This is a genomic window from Corynebacterium sp. HMSC074C01, from assembly GCF_001814605.1.
Classification (GTDB): domain Bacteria; phylum Actinomycetota; class Actinomycetes; order Mycobacteriales; family Mycobacteriaceae; genus Corynebacterium.
In genome coordinates this window covers 19,880-36,362 of the sequence record NZ_KV817254.1, presented here as the reverse complement: position 1 = coordinate 36,362, position 16,483 = coordinate 19,880, and the positions used below count along the sequence as shown (strand labels likewise).

Sequence of the window (16,483 nt, the reverse complement as noted above, 5' to 3'; positions counted from 1 at the left end):
TGAAACGTGACTCCTTTCGGCCACGGCGGGGGAAGTTTGGAGGTGTTTTCTATACCTCCAGTGGGAAGCCGTTAGCCAATACTAGTGGTTGCAAGCTCAGCGGTGGTCGATGGCGCGGGCGCAATTCGGCCGCGCGGTAGGCCAGTTCCGTGGCGCGCGGCGGGGAAACGTTGAGCAGCGCGTAGAGAGTGTGTGCATCAGGCACGAGGTAGGTAATGCTCCGAGCCTGGCTAAGCCGCTGCAGATGATTGTTTAGGATAACGAAGGCCTGCGGGTGAGCCAACCACGACGAGACAGCGCAGCGATGCACCCGCACCTCGAGGCCGCTTTCCGCTCTACTGAGTCCGAGCTCAGCAGGCCGGGTAAAGAAACGCAGCCCCTGCTGCGTCAGTGCGCGGCGTTGCAGATTCAGCGCGGCAGTATCCCACGCTTGGCGCACGGTCAACCCCATATCGTCCACAGCGCGCTGGCTCACGCGCTTGGCTTCAGCGCCCGTGCCGTGCACCAAGGACATCGATAGCGTGCGCGATAGCTGGAGGCTAGCAGGTGAATCACCGAAGCCATCATCACAGAGCTTGACTCCGTTGAGCTCTTCGCTCGGGCAGAGCGAGGGGAGCAGGTGGTCGATGCGGAGGGAGGTGGGCAGCGCGATGGTCATGGTGGATTTACTCCAAAAGGTAGGCAAGTGCAGGTTCCTTGCCCTTATTGGACTGCACTTTATGCCCACAGGTTCCCACTAGTTCGGAGAAAACCCACCACGCGCTAGAGCCTTGATGCTTTGCGCCTCCGTGCTCAACAGATACGCAGGTTAGAACGGCGGAGCTTCATCAAGCTGCAGCTCCTCCAACAGCTTGTCCGTCTGCCAGATTGCGATGTCCTGGCCTTTGCCCTGCAGCTCCTCAGCGCGCTTTTCTTTAGAGGTTTTGGTAGCCCACTGGCCCACGACCAGGATGGTGGTCTTCTTCGTGACGTTCTTGCCCACCTGGCCGCCGCGTTCAGCAATCTTGGACCACAAAAGGCCCTTGTCGAAAGGCTCGAAGTCACCGGTGAGGGTGACATTCTGACCAAATAGCGCGCCTTCCGGATCCGCATCAGGATTAGGATCCGGGATGGTGTCCGGAGTAGATACGGATTGCCACGGGGCCGGACCGCGGCGCTCCTTAGCGGCGGAGCTCTTTTTGTTTTTCTTCGAGCCCGAGGCTGTGCCTGCCATGCGCGTCTTGTCGCGGAAATCCGTACCGGCGCCCAAGTCGGCCGCGGAGAGCGGAGCGGTGTTGGCGCGCAGGACCGGGATGATGGACTCCTCGCTCAACGTGCCCAGTGCAAAATCACGGGAGGTGAATAAGTCCTCGATGCTTCCCGAGTAGCCAAAGCGCTGCGCCAGGGCACTGACAATCTCGCCCGCCGCGCGGGCATCGGCTGTGGCCTCGTGATGGCGGAAATCCTCGGCACCGAGGCAGGAGGCGACGGTGGGAAGCTTATGGTTCGCCACGTCGATGACGCCCGCACGGGAGGCATCGCGGGCCAGTGCCAGGGAACACGCTAAGCGAACTTCTGGCACCGGCGCGTCGGCCTTCTTGAGGCCACTGCGCAGGGCCGTGGAATCGAATTGCGCGTTGTGGGCCACCAGCGTGTCCGTGCCGAGGAACTCGAAGAGCTCGGCAGCAGCATCAGCGAAGGGTGAAGCATCAGCAACGTCCTCCGCCGTGATGCCGTGGATGCTGATGTTGACCTCGTCGAAGTGCTCGAGTCCCGGAGGGGGAGTACACAGCCACGTGCGGGACTCGGTTTCTTCGCCGTCGCGGAAGCGGACCGCACCGATCTGGCAGACCGAGCCCCAGTTATCGTTGGCGGTTTCCACATCGACGGCGGTGAAGTCCAGCCCCTGCACGCCGGTGCTGGCAGCCGGTGCTTCCCCGCGCAGCGCTGCCTCAACCGCGCGGGCGAATGCCGCCGCATCTTGACCCGGCGCAAAGCGGATAACCGTGTCCTCACCAGTCCCCGCAGAATCGCTCGTGCCGCGCACTATGACCTGCCCAAACCCGGTTGCCGTCGGTTCCGTGCACTCCACGCCCGTGGCATCAGCCAAGGAGAGAGTCTCGCGAGCTGGGGCGCCAAGGGAAGCGGAAAGCTGGGAGCGGTGGACGGTGAGGGCATCGGTGGTGACATCAATGACGGCACCGTGGGCGGTATAGGACACGGTTTCCTTTCAAGGACGGGGTTGATGGTGGACTGCAGACGGTGGAGTGCAGTCTAGCTATCAGTTGCTGCTGCCGTGGCAGCGGATTGTGCAGAGTCATCGCTGTCGTCGAAAACCGGGGGCTCAGTCTGGCGCAGAATCAGCGTCGTGCGCGGTTGCACCACGATGGACCCTTCGGCCGCGATGAGCTTCTCCTCGTCCGGATAGCCACCGGAATCAGAGGTGTCGACGATGAGCCGCCAACTAGCACCCAGGTCCTTCTTGGGCAGTGTGAATTCGATGTCTTCGTGGTGAGCGTTGAAAATCATGATGAAGGAATCATCCGTAATGCGTTCACCGCGGGCGGTGGTTTCCGTAATCGCGTTACCGTTGAGGTAGACCATGAGGGCCTTGCCGAACTCAAAATCCCAGTCCTGCGGGGTCATGAGTTTGCCGGAGGGCACGAGCCAGGCAATATCGCGGTCCTTCACCTCAGAGCCGAAGGGGCCACCAGCCAAGAAACGCTGGCGGCGGAACACCGGGTGGTTCTTGCGGATGTTGATGAGGCGCTTGGTAAAGCCGTGCATGGCGCTGTTCTTTTCCTGCTTCAGCATCGACCAATCGATCCAGGAAATCTCGTTGTCCTGGCAATACACGTTGTTATTGCCGTTCTGGGTGCGGCCCAGCTCATCACCGTGGCACAACATCGGGGTGCCCTGGGATAGCAGGAGGGTAGTGAGGAAATTGCGGACTTGGCGGCGCCGGAGCTTCTTAATCTCTTCGTCGTCAGTCGGCCCCTCCACGCCATGGTTCCACGAGCGGTTGTGGGACTCACCGTCGCGATTGTCTTCACTGTTCTCGGAATTGTGTTTTTCGTTATAGGACACCAAATCGCGCAGCGTAAAGCCGTCATGGGCGGTGATGAAGTTGATAGACGCGGTGGGGCGGCGGCCGTTATTGGCATAGAGATCGGAGGAGCCGGTCAGGCGTGAGGCAAATTCACCCATGGTCGCCGGCTCCCCGCGCCAGAAATCACGGACGGTATCGCGGTACTTGCCGTTCCACTCGCTCCAGATGGGAGGGAAGTTACCAACTTGGTATCCGTTATGGCCCACGTCCCAAGGTTCGGCGATGAGCTTGACCTTGGAGACCACCGGGTCCTGCTGAACCAAATCGAAGAAGGTAGCCAGCTTGTCGACGTCATCCAGCTCGCGCGCCAGAGTGGAAGCGAGGTCGAAGCGGAAGCCATCCACGCGCATCTCCGTCACCCAGTAACGAAGCGAATCCATAATGAGCTGGAGGGAGTGCGGGTGACGGACATTTAGGGAGTTACCGGTGCCGGTGTAGTCCATGTAGTGCTCGGGATTGTCATCAACCAAGCGGTAGTAGGCGTGGTTATCAATGCCACGGAAGGCGATGGTGGGGCCCATGTGGTTGCCTTCGGCGGTGTGGTTGTAGACCACATCGAGGATGATCTCGATTCCAGCCTCATGGAAGGCACGAACCATGGCCTTGAATTCAGCAACTACCTCGCCGGGCTTCTTAGCGTAGGCATAGTCAGCATGCGGGGCGAAGAACCCGAAGGTGTTATAACCCCAGTAGTTGCGCAGGTCCAGCTGGCGCAGGCGATCATCCTGCAAGAACTGGTGAACCGGCAGCAGCTCGACGGCTGTCACTCCCAAGTCCTTGAAGTAGTTGATGATCGCCGGGTGCGCCATGCCGGCATAGGTGCCGCGAAGCTTCTCCGGCACATCCGGGTGCGTCATCGTCATGCCCTTGACGTGGGCTTCGTAGATAATTGTTTCATTATCCGGGGTATGCGGACGGTTGTCGCCGTGCCACTCGAAGAACGGGTTGATGACCACGGAGAGCATGGTGTGGCCCAAGGAGTCATCCTGGTTGCGGCCGGTGCCGGGTTCCTCTGCGAAGATATCGTAGGAGTACAGCGAGGGATCCCCATCAAAGTCGCCGTCGAAGGCGCGAGCATAAGGATCGACAAGAAGTTTTGAGGGATCGCAGCGCAGACCATGTTCTGGCTCATACGGGCCGTGGATGCGGTATCCGTAGCGCTGCCCGGGGCTGACGTTCGGGAGGTAGGCGTGCCAGACGTGGGCGGTGATCTCGGTTAATTCGATGCGTTCTTCGTTGCCGTCCTGGTCAATGAGGCAGAGCTCAACCTTCTCGGCGATTTCGGAAAAGATAGCAAAATTAGTACCGGCTCCATCAAAGGTGGAGCCGAGAGGGGAGGGGGAACCAGGCCACACCTGGCGAGATAGCGTTAGGTCAGCACGGGTCTCAGTCATGAGGCTTAGCTTAGTCAATTCTGATGTATGTGATCGCTTCGCAGTGACCTTAAGCCGGCGACCATCAGCTCTGCTGCGCGCACCGAGGTGGCGTCTACCGGGGCGGTCTCGGGAGCTGTAGACGCTGTGCTTGGCGACGTCCCTCCTAGCGCCGCCCCACTGAGCTGCTCTCGGGATTGTTCCATGAAAGTGGCGCCCAGCGTGTAGTGGATCAGAGTGCGGGCGGCGACGGCTCTATCCTCCGGCGAGGCATCGGGTGCTTCCTTCTGCAGTGCCTTGGTGAATAGCTTTTCTAAGTCGGCGCTCGCTGAGGATTCGGGGAAGGATGCTCCGGCGATGGCCACTTCAGCTCCATCGCGCCAGCGTTGCAGCTCACTGTGCAGAGAGCTGACCAGCTCCGCCGTGCTTTCCCCGGTGACAGGAGCGAGTATTTCAGCAGTCATGGCCGCGATCAGCGATTGTTTGTTGGCCACGTGCCAGTACAGCGCGCCGGGGGCGACCCCGAGGTTCGTGGCGACTCGGCGCATAGTGACATCAGCAAGGCCGTATTGGGTCAAGAGCTCAAGGGCGGTGGAAACGATAGCGTCGCGAGAAAGGTGCACACGACCAACTCTACGCGGCAAGAGAAACCCCACGTGAGGCTCACAGGAAGCTTCAAGGTGTAGGATATGAATTCTTCAAACAGCCCTTGTTAAGGTTATGTAAGTTGCCCAAGAGCAAACGCCGCGCCCAGCGTGGTTTAACCTATCGCTCTCTATATATTTAGGAGTTTTCCCTTGTCTTTTCTGACACCTGCCAAGAAGTCCCTCATTGCTGTTGCGCTCGTTGCACCGCTTTCCTTGGCTGCTTGTGGTTCCGATGATGAGAATGCAGGCGACACGGCGTCCTCTGCAGCAAAGACCACCACGACTACGAAGTCTAAGGAAAAGACTTCTGAGGAGAAGACTTCTGAGGAGAAGAAGGAGGGTGAGGACAAGAAGGACGGCGAAGAGAATAAGGACGATGCTTCCAAGCCGGAGGGGGAGAAACCCGAGGCTGCTAACCAGACTCTGGCCAACCCCTTCGAAGAAGGCGCGGATCCTTTCCAGAACATGCCCAAGGTCGAACCGGTGCAGGGTGAGGCCGCCAGCCAGGAGGATGTCGACGGTATTAACGCCCTAGTGCGCGGTATGTATGAGCAGCAGACCATGCGTTCCTTCGTGAAGTACCTCCCGGAGCACACCTGCGCGGCTATCCGCAACGATCCGAACTCCGGTCTCGACCAGGTTGACTACAACCAGGTTCCGGATGTTCCGATGAACCAGCTCAAGGACATGATGGCGGCAGCGGGCCAGGATACCTCCCAGATGGATGGCTTTGACTGGTCCAAGACTGGCGTTGAGTCCATCAACGATGTCGTGGTTAACGGTGACGATGCCTCCGCGACCGTGAACGTCAACACCAGCCAGGGCACGGATAGCTCCACCATGCGCTTCAAGCGTGAGAACGGTAACTGGACCTTCTGCGGCTAGAGAGTATCGTGCCTGCACTGCGTGCACCTAGCCTTCGCATACCCCGCGCCGTCGGATTCGGCGCGGGGTTGCTCGCGTTAGCCCTCTTTGGATTTTCCGCTGTTGGCGCTGTATGGGGGCTGTGGCGGCCTATTCTGGAGGGTCATCGAATGGAGGATGGCGGCTATGTTTTGGGCAACGTCGCCGACGTGCAATTCGACTCCTATATCACCTTCGTGCTGATCACAGGATTCCTCGGTATGGCCTTGGGGCTTATCGCCCACCGTTGGGGAGAGCGCTACCGCAGCGTCGGCCTGCTGTTATGGGTGGCTCTGGCAGCTTTGGCTGGTGCGGCGTCCTTCTATGTCTTCGGTGGGGCGACAGCCACTGATATTCCAGAAAGTCCCGGGGAGTTTGTGGAGTTTGTCCCGAATTTCTCACCTGGCATTGCCTGGCTCGTAGGGCCATTTATGGCCATGTTTGCCTATTGGTCTGCGCTGTTTTTTGATCCGCCCAGCGTTTGGCACGAAAGCGAAACGGTAGACGATGAGGCGGCGGTCGATGATGCGCTAGGGCCAAGCGACGGGGGAGGAGCCCACCGCATCGCGTGAGATGTCGTCGATCCCGTGGAGGACGTGTTTGATGCCGCGGCCGAGGGCGGTGATCAGTTGGGCGTCGGAAAGCCCGGCGCCCGTCATGATCGCGTAATCAATGCGCACCTGCAGCCCATCAATGTTGGAGTGACAGAAGGCTGAGGCTGAGTGATTGGTCCGGTTCCAGTCATTGCAAATGAGGAAGATTTTGGAGAACTCGCTGCCCGGCAGGTTGGGATCCCAATGGCCTTTGATAATGAGGCTGGGGCCGGAATCGATGGCGAAAGCAAAAAGGACATCATTGATCCAGGCATAGACGGCCTCGTCGGCATCCGATTGGAAGCGCGTTATCCCCAGGGTAGGAAGGATCTCCCCAAGGCGGGCAGTATCCACAGCGGAGACGGGGCCGTCTAGTTCTGTTTGTTCTTCCGGAGTCGTCGGACGGGGCAGAGTGAGGACCGGGAAGTGATCGGCCAGTTCTTCGAGGCAGGCCGCGGCGTTGTGGAGTGCTGGCAGAACCGAAGCGGCAAGCTGGGACGTCGTGGGTTTCTGGTGAACCACGAGGAAGGAATGCCCCCACACTTCTACCTCGGTAGGTGCCGAATAGTTGAGGATGAGGTGCGGCGAGAGGCAGTCATGGTTCCAGTCGTTGACGAATTCACTGAGAGCGGGGATGTCGCCGAAACCTAGAATGCCGTGGTGCGTGGTGTAAAAACGCAGGATTGGTTCGCCCTCGGTGTCCATGAAAGCGCGGGTTTCCCCAAGCGGTGGGTGGGGGAAGAGGAGCTCGTGTGCGGTGACCCGAATGCAATCGAGGCTTTCGCGGTGCGCGAGGTTTTCGACGCGGGCAAGCAGGTTGGAAGGAGACTGGCTGTCCAGGCCATCGGCGCCGTTGCTCATCTCGTCGCCTCCCTTCACCGATTCGGGGTCCCGGAATGTGTTACTAGTGGCACATTCTATAACCCCTACCTGCCAGCTCGCTGGCTTTTCGGTCCAGGTATAGTAATGGGAAGGTATAGAAACCGCTGCATATTATAAAAGGGGTCTGAGCATGCTACGAACCATCGACCTGCGTGGAGAGGAACTAACCACCTCCCGGTTGCGCCGAGTCTTGCCGCGAGGGGGAACGGATGTGTCCTCGGTGATGGGCACCGTCATCCCCATGGTGGAGAAGGTACGCAAGGGTGGTGCGGCGGCGGCCCTCGACTTCGGCGAACAATTCGACGGAATCCGCCCCGCCGCGGTGCGAGTGCCTAAGGAGGAGCTGAAGAAGGCTGCCGAGGAACTGGATTCGAGTGTGCGAGCAGCCATCGAAGAATCTATCGCGCGCGTGCGCGCCGTTCACGCTGATCAGAAGCCGGCTTCACACACGACGACGCTGGCGCCAGGTGCGACGGTCACCGAGGTTTTCCAGCCCATTGAGCGCGTAGGGCTCTATGTTCCGGGCGGCAAGGCGGTGTATCCGTCTTCCGTCATTATGAATGCCGTCCCCGCTCAAGAAGCGGGCGCTGCGGCGATGGTCGTGGCTTCTCCGCCGCAGAAGGAATTCGGCGGCCTGCCGCACCCGACGGTGCTGGCCACGTGCCACATGCTGGGCGTGGATGATGTCTGGGCCGTCGGCGGCGGGCAAGCCATCGCACTTTTGGCTTACGGCGATGATGAACCCATTACGGGTGAAGAAGCGCTGGAGCCTGTCGATATCATCACCGGTCCCGGCAACGTCTTTGTTGCTGCCGCTAAGCGCTCGGTGCAGGGAGTGGTGGGCATTGATGCGGAAGCTGGTCCTACCGAGATCGCCATCCTGGCCGACGAGACCGCTAACCCCGTCTACGTGGCCTATGACCTCATTTCCCAGGCGGAGCACGATCCCATGGCTGCCTCCGTGCTCATCACCGATTCTGAGGACTTTGCCGCTGCGGTGAATGCGGAGGTAGCTCAGCGCTATACCGCCACAGCCAACGCCGAGCGCGCGGCTGAGGCATTGCGTGGAGAACAGTCCGGCATTGTCGTGGTCGACAATCTCGAGGCAGGTATCGCTGTCGCGGACGCCTATGCCGCTGAGCACTTGGAGGTTCACACGAAGAATGCCCGGGCAGTTGCGGAGCGCATCCGCCACGCCGGTGCAATCTTCGTTGGCGATTATTCGCCCGTTCCGCTCGGTGATTACACCGCCGGTTCCAACCACGTTTTGCCTACCTCGGGAACCGCGCGGTTCAGCGCTGGGCTGTCGACGCACACCTTCCTACGCCCAGTCAACCTCATTGAGTATGACCGCGCAGCACTCGGCGAGGTAGCGCAGAATGTCATTGCCTTCGCCACCGCGGAGGCGCTGCCCGCCCATAGTGAAGCAATTGCGGCACGATTCGCTGATGACACCGATACCCAGAAAGAAGAGGCTTAAGCAATGGCTGAGTTGAAGGATCTTCCCCTTCGCGAAGAATTGCGCGGCTCCAGCGCCTATGGAGCCCCGCAGCTGACGGTGACCAACCAGCTCAACACCAACGAGAACCCCTATCCGCCCTCGGAGGCGCTGGTGAAGGACATGGTGGCGGCCGTCGAGAAGCACGCGCGGGAGCTCAACCGCTACCCAGAGCGCGATGCCGTGGAGCTGCGCACGGCACTGGCCGAGTACGTCAGCGAGCAAACCGGGGTGGCTGTCAGCGTGGAGAACGTCTGGGCAGCTAACGGTTCCAATGAGGTTTTGCAGCAGCTGCTTCAGGCCTTTGGCGGGCCGGGGCGTAGCGCGCTGGGATTTACCCCGAGCTATTCCATGCACCCCATCCTGTGCGCGGGCACCCAAACCGAATTCATCTCCTGCTCGCGCGATGCGGATTTCCGGATTGATGAAAAGGAGGCGTTGGAGGCCGTCGCCAAGCACAGCCCCGACGTCGTCTTCATCACCACCCCGAACAACCCCACCGGTGACGTCACCCCGATCGATGTGGTGGAGAAGATCGTGCAGGCCGCGCCGGGCATCGTTATCGTGGACGAGGCTTACATGGAATTCTCGCCCTCGCCGTCAGCAACAACACTGCTGGCGAAGTACCCGACCAAGCTCGTGGTATCGCGCACGATGTCCAAGGCCTTCGACTTCGCCGGCGGGCGCTTGGGTTACTTCGTGGCAGATCCGGCTTTCGTGGAAGCCGTCATGCTCGTTCGTTTGCCCTATCACCTGTCGGTTCTCTCTCAGATCGCGGCCACCGTGGCCCTTGCTCATAAGGAAGAGACCTTGGGAACCGTGGCCAAACTATCGGCGGAGCGGGACCGGGTTGTCGCAGGGCTTAAGGAGCTCGGGTACTACGTGGTGCCGAGCGAATCCAACTTCGTGTCCTTCGGACGCTTTGCCGATCAGCACGCGGTGTGGCAGGGGTTCCTGGACCGTGATGTCCTGATTCGAGATAACGGTGTACCGGGACTTCTGCGCGCCACGATTGGTCTGCCCGAAGAGAATGACGCCTTCCTTTCGGCCGCGGCAGATTTGGCAGATAAAGTAGAGATGACTAACTGAAACGATGATGAATTGAGCCCACATTGTGGGCCCATGACTTGAAGAAGGAGCGTGGAGCAATGAGTGCTGGCGACGCTGTACGTCACAACCATGGCGACCGCATTGGCCGCGCAGAGCGCGTCACTGGGGAGACAAAGATCTCCGTAGAAATAAACCTCGATGGCACCGGCCAGGCGGATATTTCGACGGGGCTGCCGTTCTTTGACCACATGCTTAACGCTGTGTGCACCCACGGCTCCTTCGATCTTCGCGTCCACGCTGAGGGCGATATTGACATCGATGCTCACCACACGGTCGAAGACACTGCTATCGTGCTGGGCCGCGCTTTTCTGGAGGCGTTGGGGGATAAGTCCGGAATCCGCCGTTTCGGGTCCCAGCTGCTGCCCATGGATGAGGCGCTGGTGGAAGCCGTCGTCGATATCTCAGGGCGCCCCTACTTCGTGATGAATGGCGAGCCGGAGAACATGGAGTGGCAGATTATCGGTGGGCACTACGCCACGGTTATCAACCGACACTTCTTCGAAACCTTTGCCACGCACTCGGCGACGACCTTGCACGTCAACGTGCGCTACGGCCGCGATCCGCACCACATCACGGAGGCCGAGTACAAGGCGGTGGCCCGTGCTCTGCGCCAGGCTACTGAGCAGGATCCGCGCGTGAACGGAGTTCCTTCGACGAAGGGAGCGCTCTAAGACTTATGAATGCAATGGTTCTCGTTCTCTTTCTGGTCGCCGGTTTGCTCGTCGGTGGTGCGTGGGCGGCTTACCAGAACGGGTCGGTGCTGATGACCGTGGTCGCGGGTGCACTCGCGGCGGTCTCCGTGGCCGCTGCCTTGGTGTGGTTCCTTGACATCTTCTCAGCAGGATTGGCGGCGAAGTGACGGAAAAGACCCCTCAGAGCGTATGGAAGGTTGCTGGCTTTAGGGAAACCATGATCGCGGTGGTTTCCGCTTTTGGCGCGTGGTCGGTTTTGCTGCCCGTGGTGCCGCTGGCCGTGCTGGATTCCGGCGGTTCCGCGACATTGGCTGGTGCCACGACTGGCGTGTTCATGCTGGCTACAGTACTTACCCAGATGGCAACTCCGATGTTGCTGCGTATCTTTGGCTATCGCCCGATTATGGCAGCCTCGGCGCTGTTGCTGGGGCTGCCGGCGTTGGGGCACATGCTGGGCGACGTCGCCCCGATCGCCCTGGGCTTCTCCGCCCTGCGCGGAATCGGCTTCGGTGCGCTCACGGTGGCGGAGAACGCACTCATCGCGGAAATCACGCCACGGCGCCTTCTGGGCAAGGCCACCGGTATCTTCGGGTTGTTCATCGGAGCGGCGCAAATGGCCTTCTTACCTTTGGGTCTTGCGGTGGCTTCAGCCTTCAACTACAAAACGGTGTATCTTCTGGCCGCTGGCCTTGGCCTACTGGGATTCTTCACGTGCATTCTGGTACCCCAAATCAAGGCAGCTCCAGTGGGCTTGCCGGATCCCACGGACACCACTCCGCGGGCACCAATGTGGAAGCTCGTGCTCGTCCCCGCGCTGGCCCTGACCAGTTTCTCCGTGAGCTACGGCGTGGCCTCCAACTTCATTTCCCCGGCGGTGCGCGAGCTGGACCCTGAGCGCGGCGCTGTCTTGGGCGGTCTCATGCTGTCGGTGATCGGTGGCTCGGCCATGATCGCACGCTATGTGGCCGGTGTGGTGGCGGACCGAGTGGGCCAGCCAGGCACGCTGATGATTCCCGCTCAGGCTTTCTCAGTCTTTGGTGTGGGTCTCATCGCCGCCGTGCTGTGGCAAGAATGGTCGGTATGGCTGCTTGTCTTCGGCACTGTCATCTATGGTGCGGGTTTCGGCATCGTGCAAAACGAGGCCTTGTTGTCGATGTTTGACCGTCTCCCGCGCGAGCGTCTCTCGGAGGGCTCTGCGGTGTGGAATATCTTCTATGACGGTGGAACCGGCCTTGGTTCGACGGTTCTCGGCGCTGTCGTGGCTATGTCCGGATATGATGGCGCCTTCGCCGCCGGCGCTGCCATCATCGCGGTGGGCCTGCTCATGTCCACGGCTGACCGCGCCTTGGGCAAAACCCGTGTGAGCGAGCTGAATGATATTCAGACTCGCCTGCGCATGATTAGAAGGCCGAAGAGGCCCGGAAAGGAAGCACGATGAGCTCACACGACGTAGTAGTCCTAGATTATGGCGCTGGCAATGTTCGGTCGGTAGTGCGCGCGCTGGAGCGGGTTGGTGCCACCGTTACGGTGACCGCAGACCCGAAACTAGCTGTAGAGGCCGATGGCCTGTTGGTACCCGGTGTAGGCGCTTTCGCTGCCTGCATGGAGGGGCTGCGCGCTGCACAGGGGCCGCGAATCATTGGTCAGCGATTGGCTGGTGGTCGCCCGGTTCTGGGGATTTGCGTAGGCATGCAGATTCTCTTTGAGTCCGGCACCGAACACGGCGTGCACACCGAAGGTTGCGGGGAGTGGCCGGGGGAGGTCACTCGCTTGCAGGCGCCCGTCCTCCCGCACATGGGATGGAATACCGTGGAGCTTCCTAGCGGAAGCCGCATGTTTGAAGGCGTGAGCGTAGAGGATCGCTTTTATTTCGTGCATTCCTATGCCGCGCGGAACTGGGAGCTCGAGACCGAAATTACGGAGCCGCCGAAGGTGGCGTGGTCTGAGTACGGCGGTGACCGTTTTGTCGCTGCGGTAGACAATGGCGCATTGTGGGCCACCCAATTTCACCCGGAGAAATCTGGTGACGTTGGTTCGCAGCTGCTGAAGAACTGGATAGGAACGCTTTAAAGAGCCTGCGTGAAAGGTAGACTACCCACCATGAGTTTTACACTGTTGCCCGCGGTTGATGTCGTTGATGGTCAGGCAGTTCGCCTCGATCAAGGAGAGGCCGGAACCGAGAAATCCTATGGCTCGCCGCGTGAGGCTGCCCTGAAGTGGCAGGCTCAGGGGGCGCAGTGGCTGCATGCAGTCGATTTGGACGCTGCTTTCGGCCGCGGATCCAACCATGAACTGCTTGCCGAAATCACCACGAGCGTGGACCTGAACGTGGAGCTGACCGGCGGGATTCGAGATGATGAGACCCTGGCCCGGGCTCTCGCTACCGGTGCGCGCCGCGTCAATATTGGTACCGCGGCCTTGGAGAACCCCGACTGGATTGCCAAGGCCCTGGCAGAACACGGTGACCGTATCGCAGTGGATTTGGCGGTCCGCCTGATAGATGGCGAGTGGCGTACGCGAGGTAACGGCTGGGTATCCGATGGCGGCGACCTTTGGGAGGTCCTCGAACGCCTCGACGCGGCTGGTTGTACTCGCTTTGTAGTAACGGATGTGTCCAAGGACGGTACGTTGCAGGGCCCCAACATTGAGTTGCTGCGTGAGGTCGCGGCCGCCACGGAAGCCAAGGTCACTGCCTCCGGCGGGATTTCTACCCTGGATGATCTACGTGAGTTGGCCCTCTACGAAAATGAAGGAATTGATTCCGCCATCATTGGTAAGGCTCTCTATGAGGAGCGCTTCACGCTGGAGGAGGCCCTCGCTGCCGTCGCAGAGGTGACCCCGCTGCCGGAAGAGGAATACATCGACCCGATCGAGGAGAGGTAGGCCTATGGCCCCGATGACAGGACCTTCAGCGTCGGACCCACGCGAGCTTGTTGCCTTTGCGGAAGCAGCGGTGGACCACGTTGATGATCTCTTTCGCAGGGGCCTCGGTGCAGCGCCCGCGCGTTTCAAGGGCGAAGGGGACTTTGCCACCGAGGTAGATCTGGTCATTGAGCAGCAGCTGCGCCAAACGCTAAGTCAGCTCACTGGCATCCCGGTGCTCGGCGAGGAATACGGGGGAGACCTCCAAGAAACGATCTGGGTCGTGGACCCAGTGGACGGGACCGCGAACTATTCTGCGGGAAATCCGTGCTGTGGAATTCTTGTAGCACTCTTGCACGAAGCAAAGCCCGTCGTCGCAGTTGCAGATTTTCCGTTGCTGAACCGTCGTGTCGTTGCGGCGCAAGGCATGCCGCTGCGCACCAGCGGCGGCCCCTCGACCGGTTTCGGGGGCGGCGAAGAGGCTCAGGGCTTCGACGAGGCTCGCGGCCACGTGGGCTGTTCCTCACACCTGCCGACCGGCCTGTTCAATGACCTCCGAGAAACCGGGTTGCGTCCCCGCATGACTGGGTCGGTGGGGCTGGACAATGCCTTCGTGGCCCAGGGCGTGTTTGATGGTGCGGTGAATTTCTCGCCGCACCCATGGGATAACGCGGCGGGTGCGCTCATGATCAAGGCCGCCGGTGGCCGCGTGAGCGATCCAGAAGGAAATGAGTGGACCGCCAATTCGAAGGGCTTTGTGGGAGGGACCCCGCAGGTCCATGCCACAATTCTGGATGCCATCGCCCGAAATCCTCGTGGGGAGCGCTAGGCTTCGGCACTAGACCCCAGCGTTGGAATTGGGCGCTGAAACCGGACGTAGTTTTTAGTATTCGGCAGTTTCCATACGGACTGCCTCTCATCTGACCTTTAGTTTTAGGAGGATGGTCACCATGGCACTTGCCGTGCGCGTGATCCCGTGTCTTGACGTTGATAATGGCCGCGTGGTCAAAGGCGTGAACTTCGAAAACCTGCGTGATGCCGGTGACCCAGTGGAGTTGGCTGCCCGCTATGGACAGGTGGGTGCTGATGAGCTGACCTTCCTCGACGTCTCCGCATCAAAGGATGGTCGCGGCACCATGCTCGATGTGGTGCGCCGTACGGCCGATCAAGTTTTCATCCCGCTGACCGTTGGTGGTGGCGTCAGGTCGGTGGATGATGTCCGTGAGCTGCTCCGCGCCGGCGCGGACAAGGTCTCGGTAAATTCCTCTGCTATCGCGCGCCCGGAGTTGCTGCGCGAACTGGCAGATGTCTTTGGTTCCCAGTGCATTGTGCTTTCGGTGGATGCTCGCCGCGCAGCAGATTTTCCCAGTGGCTTTGAGGTCACCACGCATGGCGGAACGCGCTCGGCGGGACTCGACGCCGTGGAGTGGGCCAAGCGCGGTGAGGAATTGGGGGTTGGTGAGATTCTGCTGAACTCCATGGATGGGGACGGCACCAAGGCGGGCTTCGACATCGAACTGATTGAGGCGGTGCGTGCGGCGGTGTCCGTGCCGATCATCGCTTCTGGCGGAGCGGGTAAGGCCGAGCATTTCCCACCGGCCGTTGATGCCGGAGCAGATGCCGTGCTTGCGGCCAGCATCTTCCACTTCGGTGAGGTAGAGATCTCTGAGGTTAAGGAAGCGCTCGCGGCAGCAGGGAAGGAGGTTCGCCAGTGAAGGAACACAATGAAAGCAGCGGACACGGAAGCACTGATTCAGAGGCCGTAGGGGACTATGAGCTGAGTGAAGAGATTGCTCAGCAGCTTAAGCGCAACGAGGCGGGCTTGGTTCCGGCCATTGTGCAATCGGAGCGCGGAGAAGTGCTCATGCTGGCCTGGATGGATGATCATGCCTTGGCCTATACGTTGGCGACGCGTCGTGGAACCTATTATTCACGCTCACGCCGCGAATATTGGATTAAGGGCCTGACGTCCGGCAATACCCAAGAGGTGGTGGGTGCGCGTTTAGACTGCGATGGAGACACCGTCTTGCTGACCGTGCGTCAGCACGGCGGCGCGTGCCATACCGGGGACCGCACGTGCTTCGATGCACGCAATCTCTTCGGAGAGGAGAACAATGGCTAAGCGCACTGAAACAAAGCGCAGTGGAGCTAAACGCATCGGACCAGTGTTGATGTTCGTTGGCGCCATCCTGTTGTGGCTGTCTTCCCGCATGACGTGGGTGTCGGCGGCGGTCGAAGACGATAAGGCCGGTTCGAGTGTTGCGGAATTATCTGGTTCCTTGTGGTCTCTTGAGCTCATTGCGCTCAGCGTCGTGGTGCTCGCTGGCGGTGTGGCAGCCTTTGCGCTGCGGCGCACGGGCCGTCGAATTGTCTCTGTCCTCACCGCACTCGCCGCGGCGGCTGCCGGATGGCGCCCGGTTGCGCTGTTGACTGCCGGCCCCGAGGCGGAGCGTGCTCAAGAGTTGCTGCAGGGAGGAACGAACGATACCTCCGTGGATTCCGCAACCATTTCGGATTGGGCCACTGTTCTCACCGCTGATGCATCGACCGCTGGCCCCGTGCTGGCTATCGTCGGTGCGGCGCTCGCCCTCTTCGGCGCGGTCATGGTGGCGAGCAATCCGGGGGCTGATAAGCCCCGTTCCACCAAATATGAAACCCCGGCGGTACGCCAGGAACGCCTGCAGGAAGATCTTGAAACCTCCCAGGACTCCGGCCGTGTGATGTGGGATGCCCTGGACGCCGATATTGACCCTACCGATCCCCGGTCTACCTAGGCATGGCAGCCACGTGAGCCGTGGCTACATTTCCTGCTTTAGAGAGTGGTCTTAGCGCGGA

The 16,483-nt window shown here is 60.4% G+C and carries 18 protein-coding genes; 13 read left to right on the top strand and 5 right to left on the bottom strand.

Annotation, left to right across the window (positions count from 1 at the left end; translation table 11 throughout):
* Positions 1-49 precede the first annotated feature (49 nt).
* The 4 genes from HMPREF2978_RS01055 to HMPREF2978_RS01040 form a co-directional block, all read right to left on the bottom strand.
* Complete coding sequence (locus HMPREF2978_RS01055; RefSeq protein ID WP_246818706.1) at positions 50-685, bottom strand: hypothetical protein; 636 nt, start codon at positions 683-685, stop codon at positions 50-52.
* Positions 686-808: 123 nt separating this feature from the next.
* Entirely contained in the window at positions 809-2,200 is a 1,392-nt protein-coding gene (locus HMPREF2978_RS01050) for a 3'-5' exonuclease (protein WP_070743588.1), read from the bottom strand.
* A 53-nt stretch (positions 2,201-2,253) separates the two neighbouring features.
* Positions 2,254-4,482: a glycogen debranching protein GlgX gene (gene glgX, locus HMPREF2978_RS01045; protein ID WP_070526803.1), complete on the bottom strand. Its 2,229-nt coding sequence runs from the start codon at positions 4,480-4,482 to the stop codon at positions 2,254-2,256.
* Between the two features lie 14 nt (positions 4,483-4,496).
* Positions 4,497-5,084, bottom strand: a complete 588-nt coding sequence (locus HMPREF2978_RS01040) for a TetR family transcriptional regulator (RefSeq protein ID WP_070526807.1) — start codon at positions 5,082-5,084, stop codon at positions 4,497-4,499.
* Between the two features lie 174 nt (positions 5,085-5,258).
* Between HMPREF2978_RS01040 and HMPREF2978_RS01035 the strand changes: the two genes are divergently transcribed.
* Together HMPREF2978_RS01035 and HMPREF2978_RS01030 are read left to right on the top strand one after the other, a co-directional pair.
* Positions 5,259-5,993, top strand: a complete 735-nt coding sequence (locus tag HMPREF2978_RS01035; protein ID WP_070526810.1) for a hypothetical protein — start codon at positions 5,259-5,261, stop codon at positions 5,991-5,993.
* 149 nt (positions 5,994-6,142) lie between these two features.
* Positions 6,143-6,583, top strand: coding sequence for a hypothetical protein (locus tag HMPREF2978_RS01030; protein ID WP_070743585.1), 441 nt, complete (start codon positions 6,143-6,145; stop codon positions 6,581-6,583).
* Here the strand turns inward: HMPREF2978_RS01030 and HMPREF2978_RS01025 are convergent.
* A complete protein-coding gene (locus HMPREF2978_RS01025) occupies positions 6,542-7,465 on the bottom strand; it encodes a YbjN domain-containing protein (RefSeq protein WP_070526816.1) in 924 nt (307 codons plus the stop codon). The genes HMPREF2978_RS01030 and HMPREF2978_RS01025 overlap by 42 nt on opposite strands.
* A gap of 151 nt (positions 7,466-7,616) precedes the next feature.
* On the opposite strand from HMPREF2978_RS01025, the gene hisD reads away from it, so the two are divergent.
* From hisD to HMPREF2978_RS00970, 11 genes are all read left to right on the top strand, one after another.
* A complete protein-coding gene (hisD, locus tag HMPREF2978_RS01020; protein WP_070743582.1) occupies positions 7,617-8,966 on the top strand; it encodes a histidinol dehydrogenase in 1,350 nt (449 codons plus the stop codon).
* Between the two features lie 3 nt (positions 8,967-8,969).
* Complete coding sequence (locus tag HMPREF2978_RS01015) at positions 8,970-10,073, top strand: histidinol-phosphate transaminase (RefSeq protein WP_070743578.1); 1,104 nt, start codon at positions 8,970-8,972, stop codon at positions 10,071-10,073.
* 59 nt (positions 10,074-10,132) lie between these two features.
* Complete coding sequence (gene hisB, locus HMPREF2978_RS01010; RefSeq protein WP_070743575.1) at positions 10,133-10,765, top strand: imidazoleglycerol-phosphate dehydratase HisB; 633 nt, start codon at positions 10,133-10,135, stop codon at positions 10,763-10,765.
* 5 nt (positions 10,766-10,770) lie between these two features.
* Positions 10,771-10,953: a hypothetical protein gene (locus HMPREF2978_RS01005; protein WP_070526828.1), complete on the top strand. Its 183-nt coding sequence runs from the start codon at positions 10,771-10,773 to the stop codon at positions 10,951-10,953.
* A 50-nt stretch (positions 10,954-11,003) separates the two neighbouring features.
* Complete coding sequence (locus HMPREF2978_RS01000) at positions 11,004-12,224, top strand: MFS transporter (protein ID WP_070743572.1); 1,221 nt, start codon at positions 11,004-11,006, stop codon at positions 12,222-12,224.
* Positions 12,221-12,856 (top strand): imidazole glycerol phosphate synthase subunit HisH, encoded by a 636-nt coding sequence (gene hisH, locus HMPREF2978_RS00995; protein ID WP_070743569.1) that lies wholly within the window; start codon positions 12,221-12,223, stop codon positions 12,854-12,856. The genes HMPREF2978_RS01000 and hisH overlap by 4 nt, the downstream gene beginning before the upstream one ends.
* Before the next feature lie 30 nt (positions 12,857-12,886).
* Positions 12,887-13,669, top strand: a complete 783-nt coding sequence (gene priA / locus HMPREF2978_RS00990) for a bifunctional 1-(5-phosphoribosyl)-5-((5-phosphoribosylamino)methylideneamino)imidazole-4-carboxamide isomerase/phosphoribosylanthranilate isomerase PriA (protein WP_070526838.1) — start codon at positions 12,887-12,889, stop codon at positions 13,667-13,669.
* A 4-nt stretch (positions 13,670-13,673) separates the two neighbouring features.
* Complete coding sequence (locus HMPREF2978_RS00985; protein WP_070743566.1) at positions 13,674-14,477, top strand: inositol monophosphatase family protein; 804 nt, start codon at positions 13,674-13,676, stop codon at positions 14,475-14,477.
* A 121-nt stretch (positions 14,478-14,598) separates the two neighbouring features.
* Positions 14,599-15,363: an imidazole glycerol phosphate synthase subunit HisF gene (hisF, locus tag HMPREF2978_RS00980; protein ID WP_010190470.1), complete on the top strand. Its 765-nt coding sequence runs from the start codon at positions 14,599-14,601 to the stop codon at positions 15,361-15,363.
* The gene (hisI, locus tag HMPREF2978_RS00975) at positions 15,360-15,770 is read left to right on the top strand and encodes a phosphoribosyl-AMP cyclohydrolase (RefSeq protein WP_070526845.1); all 411 of its coding nucleotides are present in this window, start codon (positions 15,360-15,362) and stop codon (positions 15,768-15,770) included. Before hisF ends, hisI begins: the two co-directional genes overlap by 4 nt.
* Positions 15,763-16,422, top strand: coding sequence for a TIGR02234 family membrane protein (locus HMPREF2978_RS00970; RefSeq protein ID WP_070526848.1), 660 nt, complete (start codon positions 15,763-15,765; stop codon positions 16,420-16,422). The genes hisI and HMPREF2978_RS00970 overlap by 8 nt, the downstream gene beginning before the upstream one ends.
* Positions 16,423-16,483: the final 61 nt, after the last annotated feature.

What these genes read in the sequence shown, in the direction of transcription:
- glgX (WP_070526803.1), bottom strand. Translation starts at nt 4,482, where the DNA reads ATGACTGAGACCCGTGCTGACCTAACGCTATCTCGCCAGGTGTGGCCT.
- HMPREF2978_RS01030 (WP_070743585.1), top strand. Translation starts at nt 6,143, where the DNA reads ATGGAGGATGGCGGCTATGTTTTGGGCAACGTCGCCGACGTGCAATTC.
- HMPREF2978_RS01025 (WP_070526816.1), bottom strand. Translation starts at nt 7,465, where the DNA reads ATGAGCAACGGCGCCGATGGCCTGGACAGCCAGTCTCCTTCCAACCTG.
- hisD (WP_070743582.1), top strand. Translation starts at nt 7,617, where the DNA reads ATGCTACGAACCATCGACCTGCGTGGAGAGGAACTAACCACCTCCCGG.
- HMPREF2978_RS01015 (WP_070743578.1), top strand. Translation starts at nt 8,970, where the DNA reads ATGGCTGAGTTGAAGGATCTTCCCCTTCGCGAAGAATTGCGCGGCTCC.
- hisB (WP_070743575.1), top strand. Translation starts at nt 10,133, where the DNA reads ATGAGTGCTGGCGACGCTGTACGTCACAACCATGGCGACCGCATTGGC.
- HMPREF2978_RS01005 (WP_070526828.1), top strand. Translation starts at nt 10,771, where the DNA reads ATGAATGCAATGGTTCTCGTTCTCTTTCTGGTCGCCGGTTTGCTCGTC.
- HMPREF2978_RS01000 (WP_070743572.1), top strand. Translation starts at nt 11,004, where the DNA reads ATGATCGCGGTGGTTTCCGCTTTTGGCGCGTGGTCGGTTTTGCTGCCC.
- hisH (WP_070743569.1), top strand. Translation starts at nt 12,221, where the DNA reads ATGAGCTCACACGACGTAGTAGTCCTAGATTATGGCGCTGGCAATGTT.
- priA (WP_070526838.1), top strand. Translation starts at nt 12,887, where the DNA reads ATGAGTTTTACACTGTTGCCCGCGGTTGATGTCGTTGATGGTCAGGCA.
- HMPREF2978_RS00985 (WP_070743566.1), top strand. Translation starts at nt 13,674, where the DNA reads ATGGCCCCGATGACAGGACCTTCAGCGTCGGACCCACGCGAGCTTGTT.
- hisF (WP_010190470.1), top strand. Translation starts at nt 14,599, where the DNA reads ATGGCACTTGCCGTGCGCGTGATCCCGTGTCTTGACGTTGATAATGGC.
- HMPREF2978_RS00970 (WP_070526848.1), top strand. Translation starts at nt 15,763, where the DNA reads ATGGCTAAGCGCACTGAAACAAAGCGCAGTGGAGCTAAACGCATCGGA.